At 45.8% G+C, this 20,987-nt stretch carries 23 protein-coding genes; 15 read left to right on the top strand and 8 right to left on the bottom strand.

Going from position 1 to position 20,987, the window contains the following annotated elements:
• The first annotated feature begins 7 nt into the window (after nt 1–7).
• From celB to BV455_RS02420, 4 genes are read left to right on the top strand one after another with little or no spacing between them, the layout of a single operon-like run.
• The gene (celB, locus tag BV455_RS02435) at nt 8–1,363 is read left to right on the top strand and encodes a PTS cellobiose transporter subunit IIC (protein ID WP_081160114.1); all 1,356 of its coding nucleotides are present in this window, start codon (nt 8–10) and stop codon (nt 1,361–1,363) included.
• Between the two features lie 10 nt (nt 1,364–1,373).
• A complete protein-coding gene (chbG, locus tag BV455_RS02430; protein WP_218687726.1) occupies nt 1,374–2,114 on the top strand; it encodes a chitin disaccharide deacetylase in 741 nt (246 codons plus the stop codon).
• An 11-nt stretch (nt 2,115–2,125) separates the two neighbouring features.
• The gene (locus tag BV455_RS02425; protein ID WP_017435002.1) at nt 2,126–2,455 is read left to right on the top strand and encodes a PTS sugar transporter subunit IIA; all 330 of its coding nucleotides are present in this window, start codon (nt 2,126–2,128) and stop codon (nt 2,453–2,455) included.
• A complete protein-coding gene (locus tag BV455_RS02420; RefSeq protein ID WP_017435001.1) occupies nt 2,452–3,789 on the top strand; it encodes a 6-phospho-beta-glucosidase in 1,338 nt (445 codons plus the stop codon). The genes BV455_RS02425 and BV455_RS02420 overlap by 4 nt, the downstream gene beginning before the upstream one ends.
• Before the next feature lie 103 nt (nt 3,790–3,892).
• Here the strand turns inward: BV455_RS02420 and BV455_RS02415 are convergent, their stop codons facing one another.
• Nucleotides 3,893–4,276, bottom strand: coding sequence for an Hsp20/alpha crystallin family protein (locus BV455_RS02415; RefSeq protein ID WP_017435000.1), 384 nt, complete (start codon nt 4,274–4,276; stop codon nt 3,893–3,895).
• A 99-nt stretch (nt 4,277–4,375) separates the two neighbouring features.
• On the bottom strand, nt 4,376–4,522 hold the full coding sequence (locus BV455_RS02410) for a small acid-soluble spore protein P (protein WP_017434999.1): 147 nt from the start codon (nt 4,520–4,522) through the stop codon (nt 4,376–4,378).
• 125 nt (nt 4,523–4,647) lie between these two features.
• Between BV455_RS02410 and BV455_RS02405 the strand changes: the two genes are divergently transcribed.
• A complete protein-coding gene (locus tag BV455_RS02405) occupies nt 4,648–4,908 on the top strand; it encodes a hypothetical protein (RefSeq protein WP_218687725.1) in 261 nt (86 codons plus the stop codon).
• Nucleotides 4,909–4,985: 77 nt separating this feature from the next.
• Here BV455_RS02405 and sspO read toward each other — a convergent pair whose 3' ends face one another.
• Nucleotides 4,986–5,135, bottom strand: coding sequence for a small acid-soluble spore protein O (gene sspO / locus BV455_RS02400; RefSeq protein ID WP_175243528.1), 150 nt, complete (start codon nt 5,133–5,135; stop codon nt 4,986–4,988).
• Nucleotides 5,136–5,354: 219 nt separating this feature from the next.
• On the opposite strand from sspO, the gene acnA reads away from it, so the two are divergent.
• Nucleotides 5,355–8,075, top strand: a complete 2,721-nt coding sequence (gene acnA / locus BV455_RS02395; protein ID WP_042410332.1) for an aconitate hydratase AcnA — start codon at nt 5,355–5,357, stop codon at nt 8,073–8,075.
• A gap of 42 nt (nt 8,076–8,117) precedes the next feature.
• Here acnA and sspL read toward each other — a convergent pair whose 3' ends face one another.
• Nucleotides 8,118–8,255, bottom strand: coding sequence for a small, acid-soluble spore protein L (gene sspL, locus BV455_RS02390; RefSeq protein ID WP_017434994.1), 138 nt, complete (start codon nt 8,253–8,255; stop codon nt 8,118–8,120).
• A 99-nt stretch (nt 8,256–8,354) separates the two neighbouring features.
• Entirely contained in the window at nt 8,355–9,284 is a 930-nt protein-coding gene (locus BV455_RS02385) for a DMT family transporter (protein ID WP_042410330.1), read from the bottom strand.
• Nucleotides 9,285–9,556: 272 nt separating this feature from the next.
• Between BV455_RS02385 and BV455_RS02380 the strand changes: the two genes are divergently transcribed.
• Both BV455_RS02380 and BV455_RS02375 read left to right on the top strand, forming a co-directional pair.
• Nucleotides 9,557–10,222, top strand: coding sequence for a ribonuclease H family protein (locus BV455_RS02380; RefSeq protein ID WP_042410326.1), 666 nt, complete (start codon nt 9,557–9,559; stop codon nt 10,220–10,222).
• Between the two features lie 7 nt (nt 10,223–10,229).
• A complete protein-coding gene (locus BV455_RS02375) occupies nt 10,230–10,448 on the top strand; it encodes a zinc-finger domain-containing protein (RefSeq protein WP_017434991.1) in 219 nt (72 codons plus the stop codon).
• A 53-nt stretch (nt 10,449–10,501) separates the two neighbouring features.
• Here the strand turns inward: BV455_RS02375 and BV455_RS02370 are convergent, their stop codons facing one another.
• Nucleotides 10,502–10,714 (bottom strand): DUF2564 family protein, encoded by a 213-nt coding sequence (locus BV455_RS02370; protein WP_042410344.1) that lies wholly within the window; start codon nt 10,712–10,714, stop codon nt 10,502–10,504.
• A gap of 193 nt (nt 10,715–10,907) precedes the next feature.
• Nucleotides 10,908–11,108 carry a cold-shock protein CspD gene (cspD, locus tag BV455_RS02365; protein WP_003251474.1) on the bottom strand — a complete coding sequence of 67 codons (201 nt, stop codon included), beginning with the start codon at nt 11,106–11,108 and terminating at the stop codon, nt 10,908–10,910.
• 331 nt (nt 11,109–11,439) lie between these two features.
• On the opposite strand from cspD, the gene BV455_RS02360 reads away from it, so the two are divergent.
• From BV455_RS02360 to glpK, 4 genes are all read left to right on the top strand, one after another.
• Nucleotides 11,440–11,691, top strand: coding sequence for a hypothetical protein (locus BV455_RS02360; protein ID WP_017436190.1), 252 nt, complete (start codon nt 11,440–11,442; stop codon nt 11,689–11,691).
• Between the two features lie 214 nt (nt 11,692–11,905).
• Nucleotides 11,906–12,316, top strand: coding sequence for a sporulation protein (locus tag BV455_RS02355; protein WP_042410324.1), 411 nt, complete (start codon nt 11,906–11,908; stop codon nt 12,314–12,316).
• 233 nt (nt 12,317–12,549) lie between these two features.
• Nucleotides 12,550–13,377, top strand: a complete 828-nt coding sequence (locus BV455_RS02350; protein ID WP_042410322.1) for an MIP/aquaporin family protein — start codon at nt 12,550–12,552, stop codon at nt 13,375–13,377.
• A gap of 19 nt (nt 13,378–13,396) precedes the next feature.
• Complete coding sequence (gene glpK, locus BV455_RS02345; protein WP_081160121.1) at nt 13,397–14,887, top strand: glycerol kinase GlpK; 1,491 nt, start codon at nt 13,397–13,399, stop codon at nt 14,885–14,887.
• A 261-nt stretch (nt 14,888–15,148) separates the two neighbouring features.
• Here the strand turns inward: glpK and BV455_RS02340 are convergent, their stop codons facing one another.
• Complete coding sequence (locus BV455_RS02340; RefSeq protein ID WP_190977512.1) at nt 15,149–17,716, bottom strand: EAL domain-containing protein; 2,568 nt, start codon at nt 17,714–17,716, stop codon at nt 15,149–15,151.
• A 335-nt stretch (nt 17,717–18,051) separates the two neighbouring features.
• Between BV455_RS02340 and BV455_RS02335 the strand changes: the two genes are divergently transcribed.
• The 3 genes from BV455_RS02335 to opp4B are packed head-to-tail and all read left to right on the top strand — an operon-like array spanning nt 18,052 to nt 20,974.
• Nucleotides 18,052–19,074, top strand: a complete 1,023-nt coding sequence (locus tag BV455_RS02335; protein WP_081161135.1) for an ABC transporter ATP-binding protein — start codon at nt 18,052–18,054, stop codon at nt 19,072–19,074.
• A complete protein-coding gene (locus tag BV455_RS02330; RefSeq protein ID WP_017436184.1) occupies nt 19,061–19,987 on the top strand; it encodes an ABC transporter ATP-binding protein in 927 nt (308 codons plus the stop codon). The genes BV455_RS02335 and BV455_RS02330 overlap by 14 nt, the downstream gene beginning before the upstream one ends.
• Nucleotides 19,988–20,005: 18 nt before the next feature.
• On the top strand, nt 20,006–20,974 hold the full coding sequence (opp4B, locus tag BV455_RS02325) for an oligopeptide ABC transporter permease (RefSeq protein WP_081161138.1): 969 nt from the start codon (nt 20,006–20,008) through the stop codon (nt 20,972–20,974).
• Nucleotides 20,975–20,987: the final 13 nt, after the last annotated feature.

Here is a 20,987-nt window from a genome sequence, read left to right as displayed (position 1 = left end):
GCAACGGATGAATCGGTTTATCAGTGTGTTAGAGAAGAACATCATGCCGGTAGCGGGAAGGATTGCCGAACAAAGACATCTTCAAGCCATTCGTGACGGAATTATTTTATCGATGCCATTGTTAATTATCGGATCTTTATTTTTAATTCTTGGGTATCTTCCCATTCCAGGCTATAACGAATTTATGGCGAATTGGTTCGGTGATCACTGGTTAGAAAAGCTGCTGTATCCAGTCGGAGCGACATTTGACATTATGGCGCTGGTGGTCAGCTTCGGAGTTGCCTATCGGCTGGCGGAAAAGTATAAAGTGGACGCGCTGTCAGCCGGCGCCATTTCGCTTGCGGCATTTTTATTGGCGACCCCTTATAAAGTGCCGTTTGTTTCGGACGGCGCGAAAGAAGCGATTATGGTCAGCGGCGGCATTCCGGTGCAATGGGTCGGCAGCAAAGGGCTGTTTGTCGCGATGATTCTAGCGATCGTTTCCACCGAAATTTATCGAAAAATTATCCAAAAAAATATTGTGATTAAACTTCCAGACGGCGTACCGCCGGCCGTATCGCGGTCATTTGTGGCGCTTATTCCGGGTTTTGCCGTGCTTTGTGTGATTTGGATTGCCCGTTTAATTTTAGAGGTTACGCCATTTGAAAGCTTTCATAATATCGTAACGGTGCTGTTAAATAAGCCGCTAAGCGCGTTAGGCGGCAGCTTATTTGGCGCCATTGTAGCGGTGCTGCTGGTGCAGTTGCTCTGGTCAACCGGTTTGCACGGTGCGACCATTGTCGGGGGAGTGATGGGACCGATCTGGCTGTCGCTGATGGATGAAAACCGCATGGTGTTCCAGCAAAACCCTCATGCCGAGTTACCGAACGTCATTACCCAGCAATTTTTTGACCTTTGGATTTATATCGGCGGATCGGGAGCAACGCTAGCGTTGGCGATCGCCATGCTGCTGAGGGCGCGAAGCCAGCAGTTGAAAAGCTTGGGAAGATTGGCGATTGCCCCGGGCATTTTCAATATCAACGAGCCGATTACATTTGGCATGCCGATTGTCATGAACCCGCTTCTCATTATTCCATTTATTTTAGTGCCGATTGTGTTGACGATCGTTTCCTATGTGGCGATGGCGACGGGACTTGTGGCCAAACCGAGCGGCGTCGCCGTGCCATGGACCACTCCAATCATTATTAGCGGTTATTTGGCGACAGGTGGAAAAATTTCCGGAAGTATTTTGCAAATCATTAACTTTTTCATTGCATTAGCCATTTACTATCCGTTTTTTGCGATGTGGGATAGGCAGAAGGCGGCGGAAGAAAGAGGAACGGCGGATATTCCAACCGATTCGAACACGGCGAAGCAAATGTGAGGCGAAGAAAATGGTGATTTATTGCATTATCAATGCGGACGATTTCGGCTATTCCAAAGGGGTTAACTACGGTATTTTAGAAGCGTTTCAACATGGCGTTGTCACATCGACAACGATGATGGTGAACATGCCAGGGACGGAACATGCCGCCCGTCTGGCAAAGGAGAATCCGGAGCTTGGGGTAGGCATTCACTTCGTCTTAACGTGCGGGAAACCGATTTTAGCGGATGTCCCTTCGTTAGTCAACGAAGACGGTGAGTTTCGCAAGCGTGATGTGCAGCTGCTTTACGCCGATCCGGATGATATCGAACGGGAGCTTACGGCGCAGCTGGAAACGTTTTTGTCGTTTGGATTAACACCGACACATATAGACAGCCATCATCATGTTCATGAACATCCATGTGTATTCCCGATTGTGCAGAAGCTGGCTGAGCAATATGATCTTCCGATTCGACCGGTACGCTCTGAAAAACCACATCGTTTGCGGACAGTTGATGTATTTATTTCTCAGTTTTATGGCCGTGGTTTAACAAAAGAATATTTTTTGTCCCTGTTTGATGAAGTGAATGATGGACAAACGGTTGAAGTGATGTGCCACCCAGCTTACATTGATGTTCCTTTGTTTACTGGCAGTTCGTATTGCAGCGAGCGTATTAACGAGTTGTCGATTTTAACCGATCCGTATGTGCGGAAAGCACTGGAAAACTGCGGAGTTAAATTGATCACGTATCGCGAATTAAAACAAATGTAGGAGAGAACGATATGCAAACATATGAGGAAATCGTATTTCAAATCATTCTCCATGGAGGAAACGGAAGAAGTCATGCCATGGAGGCGATTGCTGCTGCGAAAAGAGGAGACTTTGCCGAAGCAAGAAAGCAACTGCAAAAGGCGGCGGAGGAATTACAAGCCGCCCATCATATTCAGACAAAGCTGATTCAAAACGAGGCAAGGGGACAGAAAGAGAGTGTTACGCTACTAATGGTGCATGCGCAAGACCATTTAATGAATGCGATTACCGTGAAAGAATTAGCCAACGAGTTTGTCGAACTGTATGGAACATTGCAACATAAGGAAGGGGAAGAAATATGAGCTTCAAAGGAGTAAAAATTGTTACGATTGGTGGCGGATCGAGCTATACGCCGGAATTAATCGAAGGATTTATTAAGCGGTATCATGAGCTTCCTGTCCGTGAATTATGGCTTGTCGATATTCCTGAAGGGGAGGAAAAGCTGAATATCGTCGGCGAATTGGCGAGACGAATGGTAAAAAAAGCAGGAGTACCGATTGACATTCATTTGACGCTAGACCGCCGCCGGGCGCTCGAGGGTGCCGATTTTGTGACAACGCAAATTCGTGTCGGCGGGCTGCAAGCGCGGGCGAAAGATGAACGAATTCCGCTGAAATACGGCGTCATTGGCCAAGAAACAAACGGACCGGGCGGGCTGTTTAAAGGATTGAGAACCATTCCGGTCATCCTCGATATTATTCGTGACATGAAGGAGCTTTGTCCGGATGCTTGGCTCATTAATTTCACCAATCCGGCGGGCATGGTGACAGAAGCAGTGCTGCGTTATAGCGATCATAAAAAAGCAGTCGGTTTATGTAACGTGCCGATTGGTATGCGCATGGGAGTGGCAAAGCTTTTCAATGTCGATGCTAGCCGTGTGCACATTGATTTTGCCGGGCTGAACCATATGGTGTTTGGACTTAACGTTTACTTGGACGGCAACAATATTATGGATCAGCTCATCGATCGATTGACAAGCAGCGACAAAGCAGGCATGACGATGCGCAACATCGCCGACCTTGGCTGGGAGCCCGATTTTCTAAAAGGGTTGAAACTGCTGCCATGTCCATACCATCGTTACTATTTCCAAACGAGCAAAATGCTCGCGGAAGAATTAGAGGCTGCCAAAAAAGTCGGAACGCGCGCCGAAGTGGTTCAAAAATTGGAGAAAGAGCTGTTTGAGCTCTATAAAGATTCGAATTTAAACGTGAAGCCTCCTCAGCTGGAAAAACGAGGCGGCGCTTATTACAGCGATGCAGCGTGCAGTCTGATTTGTTCCATTTATAATGACAAGCGGGACATCCAGACGGTCAATACGCGAAATAACGGTGCAATCGCCAGCATTCCAGGCGAGTCTGCCGTTGAAGTAAACTGCATCATCACGAAAGAAGGCCCAAAACCGATCGCTGTTGGTGATTTGCCAGTTGCGGTACGCGGATTGGTGCAGCAAATCAAATCGTTTGAACGCGTCGCAGCAGAGGCAGCGGTCACCGGCGATTACTACACGGCGCTGGTGGCGATGACGATCAACCCGCTTGTGCCGTCGGATACGATCGCCAAACAAATCTTAGACGAAATGCTAGAGGCGCATAAAGAGTATTTGCCACAATTTTTTAAACGAACAGCTGCACGATAATATAGTAGAGCCCAGCAAGGGAAACCGAAGCTGGGTTTTTTACGTTAGATGTGATTTTTCGATAAATATTTTATGTAAACAAAAAAGCCCTGTTGGTAAGAGCCTACTCGTTTATATGGATGACCGTGTTGTCTTGTGGTTGCGCATCGCTTTGCCGTGCGCTTTTGCTGATGCGAATTTCTAAAATGGGCGCGGAAAAATGTGCGGAAATATATTTGTCTGCAAGCGAAAACGGCAGTAAAATCGTCCGTTGTTTTTCCATGCCGCCGTTTTGCTGGATTTGAATGGAAAGGGAACGGTTTTCGCGAAGTACGATAATATGTTCTTTTTGACAATGGCAAAGCTCTGCTTCGATAATATAGTCTTCCTCTGTCTCGAGCACTTCGACGCGAAATATCATTTCGTCCAACAAAGGCGCAAGCGGATCGTTGCATAACAAGTCAAGCCACTGCCGCAGCTCATTTTGCTCTTCGCCATTTTTATGCACGATGAAAAGCTCCCTCCGCATGTTAAACTGTATCGCTGTTGTTTATCGTATGCAGCATCCCCGAAAAGGTTCGCGGCGGGAGCGAAAAATCATTCTTTATTACATGTCGTGGCTGGAATTATGTTTTTGCCGCGTATGGTTTCTGTTTTTTACTTTTTTCGAACCATCCAGCGGCTCCGGCTGCCCCGGATTATCGCCCTTTGGCGCGTTTTTGCGCATGTCTGTGCCTGTGTTTTTATTGGTCATGTCCATCCCCCTCCTTTTGTTTATTAGCATGCCGGCAGTCCTCTTTTATTATTCGCGGTATAATTTGCGCCACGTTTGAAACGATAAGTAATGAATGACCGCCACTAGCAAAGGAGGAAGCAATCATGGCTTATCATAAAACGAAACAAGAAGCGTTTCAAGCGGCGCAAAAGGCAACGATGGAAGCAAAAGAATGGCACGACCACTTGGTGCGCGACCAAGCCGATTACGGCCATCAATTAAGCCATTTAAAGCAAGAGGTGAACGAGGCGTTTGAACAAATTAACAACGCGCTTGAAGTCGCCTCGGAAAAACAGCGGATGCAGCTCGAAAAGTTTCGCAACGACTTGCAGGCGATTGTCGATGAAGTCAATGAAATACAATAAAGGGAATGTCACCATCTGACATTCCCTTTTGTTTGCGACCGTTTACGGAAGGCCGGGATGACGAAACGGACGCAAAGTTATTGATTCTTTTTTCTTCTCTTATTGTTTTGGCGCTGCGCTTCTGTCAATGGTTCGTTCGAAAATTCTTCATTATAGCCGGCTCCCATTCCTTGCGCGCTTGCCGCGTTCATGCCCGGAATGACGTGATTGGCTTTTCGTTTGCCCATCCTCTTCACCTCCGGTACTAGTTTGCGACTGAAAGATAACTTTATGCTCCTCTAAAAAAAGGGATAATATGACAAAACCTTCGAAATTCTATTTACAACTTATCGTCCTTATAATAAGATAAAAACGTACCAATTTTATGGGTGTTGGGAGAATTTGTTCTATTTTTTCGACTTTGCGTCGAAAAAATAGTATAGTATTGAAGTGAGGGGGTAATACATATGGCGAAACAAGACGTTTTTAACGCCCGCTCTTCATTTGAAGTAAACGGTAAAAAATATAACTATTACCGTTTGCAAGCGCTTGAAGAAGCAGGGATCGGCAACATTTCCCGTTTGCCGTACTCAATCAAAGTGTTATTAGAATCGGTGCTTCGGCAGGTAGATGGACGTGTGATCACAAAAGAGCACGTCGAAAACCTTGCCAAATGGGGAACACCGGAAATGAAAGACATTGATGTTCCGTTTAAGCCGTCGCGCGTTATTTTGCAAGACTTCACTGGTGTGCCAGCCGTCGTGGACTTGGCATCGATGCGCAAAGCGATGGCGGATTTAGGCGGCGACCCGTATGAAATCAACCCGGAAATTCCAGTCGACCTTGTCATCGACCACTCTGTGCAAGTAGACCGCGCTGGAACGGACGATGCGTTAGAGTACAACATGAACTTAGAGTTCGCGCGCAACGCTGAGCGCTATAAGTTTTTAAAATGGGCGCAGAAAGCGTTTAACAACTATCGTGCTGTTCCGCCAGCAACGGGGATTGTCCACCAGGTCAACTTAGAGTATCTCGCTAACGTCGTTCATACCGTAGAAGGGGAAAACGGCGAATATGAAGCGTTTCCAGATACGTTGGTCGGCACGGACTCCCATACGACGATGATTAACGGTCTTGGCGTTCTTGGCTGGGGGGTCGGCGGAATTGAAGCGGAAGCCGGCATGCTTGGACAACCTTCTTACTTCCCGGTACCGGAAGTCATCGGTGTCCGTTTAACAGGAAAATTGCCGGACGGTTCCACAGCGACAGATCTTGCCCTAAAAGTGACGCAGGTGCTTCGCAAAAAAGGTGTGGTCGGCAAATTTGTTGAATTCTTTGGTCCAGGCGTAGCGACATTGCCGCTTGCAGACCGTGCAACGATTGCAAACATGGCTCCAGAATACGGTGCGACATGCGGTTTCTTCCCGGTAGACGCAGAAGCGCTTGACTATTTGCGCCTAACCGGCCGCGATGAACATCATGTCCAGGTAGTCGAAGCTTACTGCAAAGCAAACGGCTTATTCTACACTCCGGATGCGCCAGAGCCAGTGTTTACGGATGTTGTCGAAATTAACTTGTCCGAAATCGAAACCAATTTGTCCGGACCAAAACGTCCGCAAGATTTGATTCCGCTTTCGAAAATGAAACAAGCGTTCCGCGATGCAGTAAAAGCGCCGCAAGGCAACCAAGGCTTTGGATTGACGGAAGCGGACCTCGACAAAGAAATTACGGTAACGTTAAACGGCGAAGAAGTGAAAATGAAAACAGGAGCCGTTGTCATTGCCGCGATTACAAGCTGTACGAACACTTCGAATCCATATGTGCTTGTTGCTGCTGGCTTAGTGGCGAAAAAAGCGGTGGAAAAAGGATTGCAAGTTCCGAAATATGTAAAAACATCGCTCGCACCAGGTTCGAAAGTCGTAACCGGCTATTTGCGTGATTCGGGATTGCTTCCATATCTCGAGCAACTCGGCTTTAACATTGTCGGCTACGGTTGTACGACATGTATCGGCAACTCCGGACCGCTCGCGCCAGAGCTGGAAAAAGCGATTGCCGAAAACGACTTGCTCGTGACAAGCGTCCTTTCCGGCAACCGCAACTTCGAAGGCCGGATCCATCCGTTAGTGAAAGGAAACTATTTGGCGTCGCCGCCGCTTGTTGTCACTTATGCGCTCGCAGGTACGGTCGACATCGACCTGCTAAACGAACCAATCGGCAAAGATAAAGATGGCAATGATGTATACTTCAGCGATATTTGGCCATCGATGGAAGAAGTCAAAGCAGTCGTCAAACAAGCGGTCGACCCAGAATTGTTCCGCAAAGAATATGAGCGCGTGTTCGACGGCAACCCGCGCTGGAATGCGATCGAAACGACGGATGAACCGCTTTATCAATGGGATGAAAACTCGACATACATTCAAAATCCGCCGTTCTTTGAAGGCTTGTCGCCAGACGTGCGCAAAGTGGAACCGCTCAAAGGCTTGCGCGTCGTCGGCAAATTCGGCGACTCCGTCACAACCGACCATATTTCGCCAGCCGGGGCGATCGGCAAAAATACACCTGCTGGTCAATATCTCATCTCGAAAGGCGTCGAGCCGAAAGATTTCAACTCTTACGGGTCTCGCCGCGGCAACCATGAAGTGATGATGCGCGGTACATTTGCAAACATCCGCATCCGCAACCAAATCGCTCCTGGCACAGAAGGCGGCTATACGACTTACTGGCCGACAGGCGAAGTCATGTCGATTTACGATGCATGCATGAAATACAAACAAGACGGCACAGGGCTTGTGGTTATTGCCGGCAAAGATTACGGAATGGGAAGCTCCCGCGACTGGGCGGCAAAAGGAACGTTCTTGCTTGGCATTAAAACGGTCATTGCGGAAAGCTTTGAGCGCATCCATCGCTCCAACCTGGTGCTCATGGGCGTGCTGCCGCTGCAATTTAAAGAAGGGGAAAACGCGGAAACGCTCGGCTTAACCGGCAAAGAAGTATTCGAAGTGCATATTGATGAAAGCGTCAAACCGCGCGACCTTGTCAAAGTGACGGCGACAAATCCAGATACGGGCGAGAAAAAAGAATTTGAAGTCATCGTCCGCTTTGACAGCGAAGTGGAAATCGATTATTACCGCCACGGCGGAATTTTGCCAATGGTATTGCGTGAAAAATTGGCGAAAGTGAAACAGTAAACAGCATAACAAAAGCAGGCTTCCGCGATTGGAAGCCTGCTTTTATTTTGTGTTCGACCGTTTTGCCGCATCTTCTAGCTTGCTTTTCGGGTCTGGAGTAAATGCTGCATCTTGGCCAAAGCCTTGCGGGTTGACGCCGGGCGCCTTTGTTCCACGGTTTTTGCCGCCGTTTTTTGCCATCACCCTCACCTCCACGGGCATAGTATCACCCTTACGTGAAAAAATATGAGAAAAAACGGCTGAACGAAGCGGCCACCATAACACTGCTTCTGGAGAGGTTCATGAAGTAAAATGCCGTTTTGTCCGCCACCATTTTCCAAGGATCCACGTCAGCGGAAGTTCAGCAAGAATCATGCCGCCCAAAATACCAATGCAGCCAATGACTCCGGAAGCGGTAAGCCGCTCTCCCGCCCAAATGTAGGCGGTCAGGGCGGCAAAAACGGGCTCCATCGCAAAAATGAGGGCGACGCGGGCGGCTGTCGTATATTTCTGAAAGTTTGTCTGAATTAAAAAGGCGGCGGTGGTGGCAAACAAAGATGTAATGAGCAGCGCGCTCCATACTTCTTGTTTCCGCAGCACCGCGATATTCCACATTTGCGTCGCGTCTTCAAACAAAAACGCAAATATGGCGCACATGACGGCTACCGCAAAAATTTGCGTCATCGTTAATAACAGCGTTGAATAGCGGGACGAATACTTTCCGGTGACAATAATGTGCATCGCAAATGAAACAGCGCAAAAAAATACGAATACATCGCCGCGATTTGGCACCATTTTCCCGTCGCCAATCGTCAACAGATAAAGGCCGACAGCGGCGATGACCGCCCCGATTCCCGCGTTAAGCGACGGTCTTTGTTTGAGAAAGAGAAACGAAAATAGCGGCACAAGCACGACGCTGAGCCCGGTAATGAATCCGGCTTTCGACGAGGTCGTATACAGCAGGCCGATCGTCTGAAAAGCGTAGCCGCTAAACAGCCACAGCCCCATCCATATGCCGGAGCGAATGAGCGGCCACGTATAATGCCGAAAAAGAGAACGATGAAAAATTGCCAGCCATAGCAGCAAAAATACTCCCGCTAAGCTGAAGCGGACGGCATTAAACGAAAGCGGTTCAAGAAATGAAATCGCATTTTGCACGACGACAAACGTCGCTCCCCAGACGAATGTCACCGCCAGCAGGCTGATATCAGCGATCCAGCGTTTTTTCAACCCCATTCCCCCGTTCTGTTTTCTTCTTAACGGATGCACATTTTTCAAAAAATAAACATAGTCGAGCGATAGTGTATCATAAATCGATGAAAAAGAACACAATTTTTTGAAAAAATATGTGCAATGAAATCGAATGTTGATATCGAAGCAAATGTTGCATAATAATAGGTAATGAGAAGGGAATTGATTGCTTTACATGTTTTCTTGACTATCATTGTATAATAAAAATAGGAAATACGGTACGGAATGGACGATGGAAGGGTGACGATGGTTTGGACGTTAGGATCCAGTGGACATATATAGCGCCAAAAAAACGCGAAGTGGTGCTGACTTCCGATTTTATCCGCGCGGAAGAGGCGCTGGCATTAGCTGAAGATTTCGAAAAAACCGGACGGGCGAAAGCAATTCATTTTATCGACCATCATGGTGGGATATGGTCGAAAAAAGAGTTAAACAAGCTTTTAAAAGAAATGGAAAGTGAACCACATGATGTGATTGCTTACTTTGACGGCGGCTTTGATCATGCGACCGCAAAAGGTGGGGCCGGTGTCGTCGTTTACTATAAGCAAAACAATGAGCAATATCGTTTGCGCGCCAACCTCCAGCTTGATGAGTTAAAGTCCAACAATGAAGCGGAATACGCCGCATTTTGGTTTTTAATGCAAATGCTTGAGGAGCTTGGCGTTCATCATTTGCCAGTCACTTTCCGCGGGGATTCGCACGTTGTTTTGAAGCAGCTGTCCGGCGATTGGCCGTGTTTTGAAGACGATTATAACGCATGGCTCGACCGCATCGAAGAAAAGATGAGCGAATTGGGGATTGAACCGATTTATGAACCGATTTCGCGAAAGCAAAATAAAGAAGCCGATCAGCTTGCCCGCCAGGCGCTCGCTGGGCAGATGATCACAAGCATGATGGAACTTACGGAGAAAGGGTAGACAGAAAATGAGAGAGAAAAAGCTAAACAAGCGAAAAGAAATATTAGACAAAATTACGGAATTGCAGCAAACGTATTGTGAAGGCTGTTTTTTAAAAAGCACCTTTCGCAAAGAATACGGAAAAACATATGCGCAATCGTTTTGCATCAACCAATGCACGGTTGGCGAGAAAATGCGGCAGTATGGTGCAATGCTTTTAGCTGTTTCTTCGCGTTCAACAAAATAGCACAAAAAAGGACTTCACAAAACGGAAGCCCTTTTTTTCGCATGGCCGGCAGCTTAACGCAGCGCTTCATTTAATTGGTGCTCTGCTCTTTCTAGTTTCTGTTCACATTGTTTGAAAAACTCTTCATCCACGCCAGTCGCTTGCGCGCGGGCGCGAGAAAGCTGGGCGTAGGCATTTTCAACCGCTTGTTTTGCCCCTTCGAGCATCTCCTTGTCCAAGCTCATCGTTGCTTGTCCGACCATTTTTTCGGCCGTTTCGACAAACATTTCGACCTGTTTTATATCATTATAGCCGGTATGAATATCGATATCCCGTTCCACTTGCAACACCTCCTAGCGGATAGTGTTCGCGAAAGAAGAGAAAATATGCGCGCACACAAAAAAGACCGGCGCCACGCCGGTCTTTCAGCACTCACTGGTTTCGATTACGTACGTTCTTTCGTTTATATTAACGAACGCCTTATAATTTGACAACGTTAGCAGCTTGAGGTCCACGGTTTCCTTGAACGATTTCAAAAGAAACTTCTTGACCTTCTTCCAACGTTTTGAACCCTTCACCTTGGATCGCTGTGAAGTGTACGAATACGTCAGAACCGCCTTCCACTTCAATAAAACCGTAACCTTTTTCATTGTTAAACCATTTTACTTTACCACGTTGCATAATACTGAATTCCTCCTAATACCTTTAGCCGGTCAGGCTAACTTCAAGATTTTTTATCAAATAACAAAATATACCCCACAGCAATCTAAGGTGTATAATCATGCTGACTGCCTGAAATATATTCTGTTATGTGATGACTTTACTATACACTAATGGGAAGGCATCGTCAAGAAAAAGAAAGGAAATTTCCGAAAAAAGTTATAAAAGGAAAAAAAGCAGGGATTTTTTGTGGCATTGTCAAAATTCATTTGATAAAAGAAAAAAAGTAAGAATGGATGAAAGAAAAGTGCCATACATTGGAATAGTAGGAATGAAAAGGGGGATGGATCGGATGTACCGCGGAAAAATCGCGGGGAAGGATGTGATTGTTCGTTTAGGAAATCGAGTCAGTAGGCGTTATTTTTCTGACAATAAAATTTACAACATGGTGCTTTCTTATGGGGAGACGGCGTTCCGTAAAGGACAAGAAACGTTTTGCATTTACAATGACCGCATCGGCCTCATCGTCGCCGAGGTGGAAAGAAACGACATTCCAGTTATTCGTATTGATTATATTATTGAAAACGAAAATGTGTACGAATAACGGTTGACAAACAAAAGATCATGTTATATTCTCTTTGTAAGCGGTATCAATAATGTAATGACAGCTTGTTTTGCCTGTTCGCTCTTAGAACAGACTTTTGCTGTATGAGGCACAAGTCTGTTTATTTTTTATGGGCAAATAGACGAAACAAACTTTCCCTTTGCTTCGTAATATATGGAGAAAGAAAAAGAGAAATGGACAAGAGGTGTGACAGATGCTATTGCGCAAAATGATGTCAAGAATAGGAGTCGGATCGGCGTATGTCGATTTGATTTTAAATAAAACGGTGCTGCAGCCTGGGGAATACATTGACGGGGTGCTGCATATTTACGGCGGAACAGTGGAACAAAAGATTACAAGGCTCGATGTGGAGCTGGTGCAAAAAACGTTGCATAACGGCAAGGAAGTGGACGCTGTCATTGCGACGATACCGGTGGCGAAAACGTTTATCATCGAACCGGGGCAGAGAAAGGAGATCCCGTTTTCGTATCACATTCCTGATTCGCTTCCGCCTTCACAGCCGGGATTGTCTTATCGGTTTATCACCCGCCTTGATATTGAAGATGCGGTCGATACGCTCGATTTCGACTATATTCAAATTTTGCCAAAAATAAAAGAAAAATAATCCAAATTTATTGACAACGCTTACAAAACTGATTAATCTTATAAGTAAGTTAATAGTTTGTGGCGGAGAAATCGGAGACCCACGCATATTCCTCGTTTTATAGGGGAAGTGTGTGGGTTTTTGTCTTATCCGTTTCCAAAAAATGTAGCTGCTTTCAAAAAAGCTGGTGTTTTCCTCCGGAGGGATGGGAATGATAGGCAGTTACAAAAAACAAAAGACAAGGGGGAAACCAAATGACATCCTTTGTTGCTGAACTTGTTGGAACTGCGCTGCTTATTATTTTTGGCGGCGGGGTTTGCGCAGGGGTAAACTTAAAAAAGTCATTTGCGCAAAACTCTGGTTGGATCGTTATTACAATGGGATGGGGACTTGGGGTTGCAATTGCAGCCTATGCGGTTGGTCAATTTAGCGGCGCGCATTTAAATCCGGCGCTAACGCTTGCATTAGCGTTTAACGGCGATTTTCCATGGGCAGATGTGCCAAAATACATTGTTGCACAAATGCTCGGTGCAATGATTGGCGCTGCCATTGTTTATCTTCATTATTTGCCTCATTGGAAAGAAACAGACGATCCTGGCGTAAAACTTGGCGTATTTGCGACAAGTCCAGCTGTTCCAAGCTATTTTGCGAACTTAATAAGCGAAATGATTGGCACTTTTGTACTAGTGCTTGGCATTTTAGCAATCGGCGCCAATAAATTTGCTGATGGGCTAAATCCATTTATCGTCGGGTTTCTTATTGTCGCCATTGGTCTTTCACTTGGAGGAACGACAGGATATGCCATTAACCCGGCGCGTGATTTAGGACCGCGTATCGCCCATTTTTTGCTTCCGATACCAGGAAAAGGATCATCCAATTGGTCTTACGCATGGGTTCCGGTGGTTGGACCGATTCTTGGCGGTTCGTTTGGCGGTTTATTTTACAAAGCTATCTTTCTAGGAAAAATGACAGCAGCATTTTGGTATGTGCTTATTGCTATTGCAGCAGTACTCGCATTTACATTCATTAGCCAAGGAAAAGCGCCAAGCAGCTATGATAAACCAAAAAATGCTTTCATGTAATCAGGGGGAGGAATTGGTGATGGAACAATACATTTTGTCGCTAGACCAAGGAACAACAAGCTCACGTGCAATATTGTTTAATCAAAAAGGAGAAATCGTCCATATTGCGCAAAAGGAATTCACACAATATTTCCCAAAGCCGGGCTGGGTCGAGCACAACGCCAATGAAATTTGGGGCTCGGTGTTAGCCGTCATTGCCAGCGTCCTTTCTGAGGCGGAAGTTAAGCCGGAACAAGTAGCAGCGATCGGCATTACGAACCAGCGAGAAACGACCGTCGTATGGGATAAACATACGGGGCTGCCGATTTATAATGCCATTGTTTGGCAATCGCGGCAGACGGCCGGCATTTGCGAACAGCTCAAACAGCAAGGATATGATGACTTATTCCGCAAGAAAACTGGTTTATTAATTGACCCTTATTTTTCCGGAACAAAAGTAAAATGGATTTTAGACAATGTGGAAGGGGCGCGGGAGAAAGCAGAAAAAGGCGATTTATTGTTCGGTACGATCGACACGTGGCTCATTTGGAAGCTTTCCGGCGGCCGCGCCCACGTCACCGACTACTCCAACGCGTCGCGCACATTGTTATTTAACATTCACACGTTGCAATGGGATGAAGAAATTTTAACGATTTTAGGCATTCCAAAGTCGATGCTTCCAGAAGTGCGTCCATCTTCCGAAGTGTATGCCAAAACGGTTTCATATCATTTCTTCGGCGTCGAAGTGCCGATTGCCGGGGCGGCGGGCGACCAGCAGGCGGCGCTGTTCGGGCAGGCGTGCTTTGCCGAAGGAATGGCGAAAAACACGTACGGCACCGGATGCTTTATGTTGATGAATACAGGCGGAAAAGCGGTGCAATCGCAGCACGGCTTGTTAACCACAATTGCCTGGGGAATTGATGGAAAAGTCGAATATGCGCTTGAAGGCAGTATTTTCGTCGCCGGCTCAGCGATTCAGTGGCTGCGCGATGGGCTCCGCATGATTAAGCAGGCGGCAGACAGTGAAACGTATGCGGAGAAAGTCGATTCGACGGATGGCGTTTATGTTGTACCGGCATTTGTCGGCCTTGGCACCCCGTATTGGGATAGCAATGTCCGCGGCGCGGTATTTGGGTTGACGCGCGGCACGACAAAAGAACATTTTATTCGCGCGACATTGGAATCGCTCGCTTACCAGACGAAAGACGTGCTGGCGGCGATGGAAGCGGATTCCGGCATTGCCTTGAAAACACTGCGCGTCGACGGCGGAGCGGTAAAAAACAACTTTCTTATGCAGTTCCAAAGCGATATACTCGGCGTGCCGGTAGAGCGACCAGTCATTAACGAAACGACAGCGCTTGGCGCCGCCTATTTGGCCGGGCTTGCCGTCGGCTATTGGAAAGATCGGGAAGAAATTGCATCTCAATGGCAATTAGAACGTCAATTTGAACCGCAAATGGCAAAAGAGAAACAAGAAGCATTGTATGCGGGCTGGAAAAAAGCAGTCAAAGCGGCAATGGCGTTTAAATAAGAGAGGATGCTAAAGACTATGGAATCAATCTTTTGCAGTTGCCCTTTTTTGTTTTTCCTTTCTTCCCTGCATATTTGTATATAATCAAATAAAATTTTCGAAGAAATAGACTGCATTATTTGTTGGCATCATGAATATCCCGTAGACGAAGACATCGTTGTAAGATGTTTTGTACCTGGATATACTAATACCGCCTATATTCGGAAGAGGGGGATCCCAATTACTTTTGGGATCCCCTCTTCTTCATATAATAAGCGTTTTTCATATATGGACCATTCCGTTGCGAAGCAGATTGGTCGCCTCCGCGGCGGGCACCGGCGGGCGGAACAAATACCCCTGCGCTTCTTGGCAGCCTTTCTCGCACAAATAGGAAAGTTGCTCGGTCCGCTCGACCCCTTCGGCCACTACATTCATGCCAAGATGATGTGCGAGCGAAATAATCGTGTTCGTAATCACGCTTCCGTAATAGGAGTGGGGACAGTCGGCGATAAACGAACGATCAATTTTCACCGTATCAATCGCAAGCTGTTTTAAATAAGCAAGCGAAGAATATCCGGTGCCGAAATCGTCGATGGCAAGGCGAACCCCGATTTCTTTGAGGCGGCGCAAATTATTTAAAATCGTCACTTCGTTGTAAATAGCAATGTTTTCTGTAATTTCGAGCTCAAGCCATGCTGGATCCATATTCGTTTCTGCCAGAATTTCTTCAATGCGGACGGCGAAACGCTGATCGTGCAACTCTTTTACGGAAACGTTTACCGCAATGCGAATCGGCGGCAGCCCTTGCTTCCGCCAGCGTTCGTGCTGTCTGCATGCCTGTCTTACCGTCCATTCGCCGATGGGGACAATCAGCCCAGTTTCCTCAGCGAGCGGAATAAATTTGTTTGGTGCAATCATTCCTTTGTTTGGATGACGCCAGCGGATGAGCGTTTCCATCGCGGAGAGCTTTTTTTGTTGTATATCGACAATCGGCTGATATACAACGTGCAATTGCTTCATTTTCCGCTTCACCGCATAATGCAGGTCGTTAAGCAAAAAGATGTTGGGCAGCCGCTGCCGCAAAAGCGACTCATCGTAAATATAGTAGCCGTTTTTTCCTTTTCGCTTCGCTTCGTTTGTCGCTATATCCGCATAGCTAATGATCGTATCTACATCAGCGTTTTGATCTGGGAAAAAAGCGATGCCGATGCTGCAGGTAAGAAATAGTTCACGCGGGCCAACGCGAAACGGCTCCGTAAAGGCTGCCAATATTTCTTCTGCGGTCCGCACTGCCTCTTCATTTCTAGCGATGGGGGATAATAAAATGATAAATTCGTCGCCGCTCATATAAGCGACGGTGCCGCGCTGATTCACCTTTTCCTGCAATCGCTCTGCTACTTTTTTCAACACTTGATCGCCGGTACGATGCCCGAGCGAATCGTTAATATATTTAAACCCGTCTAAATCCATATATAAAATCGCACCGAGATTTTTCCTTTCTTTCGCTTTGAGAAGCACATCACCAACAAGCTCTTGCAGCCGACGCCGGTTTGGAAGGCCTGTCAACGAGTCGTAATATGCCATATACCGAATTTGTTCATTTTGTTCGGTCCGTTCTGTCACATCTTTCGCAATGCAAGAAACGCCGATAATTTTTTTATTGACGAAAATAGGAATAGACGTGACGCTGACATAACGCCGGCTCCCTGACTGGTGGCGAATGCGAAGTTCGATATGGCATGAATGCCCTTTCACTGTATCACGGAATGCTTTTATCGCTTTTGGCACATCTTCTTCGACAATCAAATCGTAGATTTTCATTGCCAGCAGTGTGTCGCGGCTATATCCGGAGATGACGGAACACGCTTCATTGGCTGCAAAAAAAGAGCCATCAAGATACAAGGAGAAAACGGCGTCTGGATTATAATGAAATAACGACTCATATATTTGCCTGTTTTCTTGCAGCGCCTGTTTCATTTTCTCATGCTCGATCGCGATTCCGGCCAATGAAGAAAACGTATAAATGAGATCAATGTCTTCGTCTTGCGGTTCACACGGCTGGTCATGATAGATGGCAAATGTTCCTAAGACGTTTCCATTGGAAGAAAAAATCGGAATCGACCAGCAGGCGCGCAGACCGTGAGGCAGGGCGAGATGTCGATAATTTTCCCATAACGGGTCATGCTCGATATCGTTGACGATGACAAGCTCTTTTCGATAAGCAGCCGTACCGCACGACCCGGCGCACGGGCCGATTTCGAGCCCGTTGATCGCGTCCACATACGCGTGCGGCAAACTGGGAGCGGCGCCATGGCAAAGCCGGTTATCATCTTCATTGGCCAATAAAATCGAACAGGCGATATACGGGCGAATTTCTTCCACCGATTGGACGAGTTCCGTCAAAATTTCCTCAAGTGGTGTATATTCGGCGACCAGCTCTAAAATATGCTTCTGTTTCGCTAACAGCTGTTTTGCGTACGTTTCCTCCTCCATGTTGTAGCATGATGCAAGGAAAAGCATATTTCCGTGATCAGATTGTCTCTTGCCAATTCTCATTTGCATAAATAATACGTCTCCAGACTTTGTCACCATTCGCAATTCCAGCGTATGGGCCGTATCTGTTGGATGTGTAAGGATAAGCTGAACTTGTTGTTTCAGGCGGAGTTGGTCTTCTTGATGAACGATGATCGAAAGGGACGCGCCAATTAACTCGTCGCGTTTGTATCCGAGCGCCGATATGGCAAAATCATTTATATCAACGATATAACCGTCTGGATCGAAAATAAATTGCACGGCAGGCATAAAAAAATAAAGCGGAATGTAAGGAGTTTGCGTCTGATCTTTCCACATATAAAGCAACTCTCCAATCATGAACGAGATAGTTTTTTCTATATCATATAATCTATATTATCACGTTTCATTCTACTTTTGTCGAAAAAATAGAAATAGTGGCGAAAAAGGATAAAAAACGAATCATACGTATGAACGGAAATATTCCATTATTTTGCAATAAATCCTCAAGTAACTATATAATTATAAAACAAAACTATGTGCTAAATAATCAAAAAAACAAAAAAGAAGAAACAATAAAAAATATTGAATCTGTAAAAAATATGTAATAAAATATTATCACAAAATTGTATATAGAAACAATTTTTAGAATACAAAACAAAGGGGAGAATACATTGACCGGAAAACCAATTTTAGAAATAGACCATTTACGTGTTTCGTTTCGAATTCAAGATCAATATTATGCTGCGGTTGATGATGTTTCCCTTACGGTGAATGAAGATGAAGTGGTGGCGATTGTTGGAGAGTCGGGGTGCGGAAAAAGCGCGCTGGCACTGGCAGTTATGGGATTGCATCCGCCACAAAAGACAAAATTAGAAGGAAGCATTATATTTAAAGGAACGAATTTATTATCGTTATCTACTTCACAGTTGAATAAAATTCGCGGCAAAGATATTGGAATGATTTTCCAGGACCCGTTAACAGCACTTAATCCATTAATGACGATAGGACGACAAATTGAAGAGAGCATGGACTATCATATGAAATTATCTTCGATGGAAAAACGGCAGCGCACGTTAGAATTGTTAAAACGTGTCGGCATTCCGAATCCGGAAAAAACATATCATCGTTATCCTCATGAGCTTTCAGGAGGAATGAGACAGCGGGTGGTGATTGCGATCGCAATCGCTTGCGAACCGTCGCTTATTATTGCAGATGAGCCGACAACTGCCTTGGATGTGACGATCCAAGCACAAATTATGGTACTGTTAAAAGAACTGCAGCAACAAATGAAAACCGGCATTATTTTAATTACTCATGATTTAGGAGTAGTTGCGGAAATGGCCGATCGCGTAGCTGTCATGTACGCTGGGGAAATTGTTGAACTAGCAGATGTGGAAACGCTATTCCACCATCCTCTCCATCCGTATACACGCTCGTTATTACAATCGATTCCGTCCGCACAAACCCGTAAAGAAAAACTTCACGTCATTCAAGGAATCGTTCCTTCCTTACAAAAGATGCCACGGACAGGCTGTCGATTCCAATCACGAATCAGCTGGATTGACGAGTCAAAACATGAACCGAATCCGATTTTGCGAGAAGTCGAACCTGGACATTGGGTTCGCTGTACATGTTATCAACATTTCTACTTTCCACATGATCATATAGGGGACGTGGGCTATGGCATTTCTTAAAGTAAATCATTTAAAAGTGTATTATCCAGTACGTGGAGGTTTTTTCCGCCGCATCGTTGATTATGTGAAGGCGGTAGATGATATCAGCTTTGAGCTCAGGCAAGGAGAAACGTATGGACTTGTCGGAGAGTCAGGCTGCGGAAAAACGACGACGGGGCGTACGATTATCGGGCTCATTAAAGCAACAGCAGGTGAAATTTTACTGGAAGGCACCGATTTAACGAAACTAAGCCGCCGGCAGTTTTACCCGTACCGAAAAGACATTCAAATGATCTTTCAAGACCCGTATTCCTCGCTCAATCCGCGCAAACGTGTGCTCGATATTATTGCTGAACCGATTCGCAATTTTGAAAAATTGTCGCCGCAAGAAGAAAAACGGAAAGTGCAATATTTTATCGAGAGGGTAGGATTGAATCCAGAGTCGATTTATAAATATCCACATGAGTTTTCCGGAGGACAGCGGCAACGGATTGGCATTGCACGGGCGCTTACACTCAATCCAAAGCTCATCATTGCTGATGAGCCAGTGTCCGCATTGGATGTATCGGTGCAGGCGCAAGTGTTGAATTTTATGAAAGAGATTCAAAAAGAGTTTCAGCTTACATATTTATTTATTAGCCATGACTTAGGCATTATCCGCCATATGTGTGACCGCATCGGTATTATGTACCGCGGCAGATTTGTCGAAGAAGGAACGTGCGAAGAAATTTTCCATCATCCGCAGCACATTTATACAAAGCGTCTCCTTTCGGCAATTCCAAACGCGGACCCGCGGCAAAGAAGACAGCAGTTTCAGCTTCGCGAAGAAGTTGAAAGGGAATATAAACAGTCGTACCATCGCTACTTTGATGATGAGGGCAGGGTGTACCCGTTAAAGAAAATCTCTGAGACGCATTCCGTTGCGATTCCGTAAAGAGAGGAAGGCGACACGATGCTGAAATTTATATTGCGGCGAATCATGATGATGATTCCGCAACTATTTATTTTAAGTGTTCTCGTATTTTTGCTGGCAAAGGCGATGCCAGGGGATGCACTGACAGGACAGTTGGCGAGCAATCCAAAAATAGATGCGCAAACGTTAGCGGAAATGAAAGAAAAGCTCGGACTTAATGATCCGGTACATGTTCAATATATGCGTTGGATGAAAAACTTGTTGCATGGAGATCTTGGTATTTCCTATACTCATCAGCAGCCTGTCAACGATTTATTAGCTGGGCGAATTTGGAATACCATTTTGCTATCGGCTGCGATTTTAATATTAACGTATATGATCGCGATTCCCTTAGGAATTATTTCGGGAAGATGGACCGACTCTTGGGCGGATAAGTTAATCGTTGGATACAGCTACGTCAGCTTTGCCACACCGTTATTTATTTTTGCGTTAATTATGTTGTTTATTTTCGGGTTTAAACTAGGGTGGTTTCCGACGGGAGGAAGCGTTGATATTCAAGTGGAAAAAGGAACGTTTGCTTATTATTTAAGCAAGCTGAACCATCTTTTACTTCCGGCTTTGTCTGGAGCGCTGATCAATACCGTTGGGACGATTCAATATTTGCGCAGTGAAATTGTCGATACAAAGGTGAAAGACTTTGTTAAAACCGCACGTGCAAAAGGAGTGCCAGAATCAAGCATTTATTGGCGTCATATTTTACGAAATTCGTTTTTACCGATTGCTGCTTTCTTAGGATATGAGATTACAGGATTAATCGGTGGATCGATCTTTCTCGAATCTATTTTTAGTTATCCAGGGATTGGACAATTGTTTTTGCAATCGATTCTGCAGCGAGATTACAGTGTTGTTACCGCGCTTGTGATGATTTCTGGTCTTGCAACCTTAATTGGGACGCTTTTGTCCGACATTATTTTAAGTGCTGTTGATCCACGTATTCGTATTGAGTAATGGAATGGGGGGA

It is taken from the genome of Parageobacillus caldoxylosilyticus (genome assembly GCF_019272935.1).
GTDB lineage: Bacteria > Bacillota > Bacilli > Bacillales > Anoxybacillaceae > Saccharococcus > Saccharococcus caldoxylosilyticus.
The sequence above is the reverse complement of the archived record's forward strand: the minus strand, read 5'-3'. Positions and strand labels throughout refer to the sequence as shown.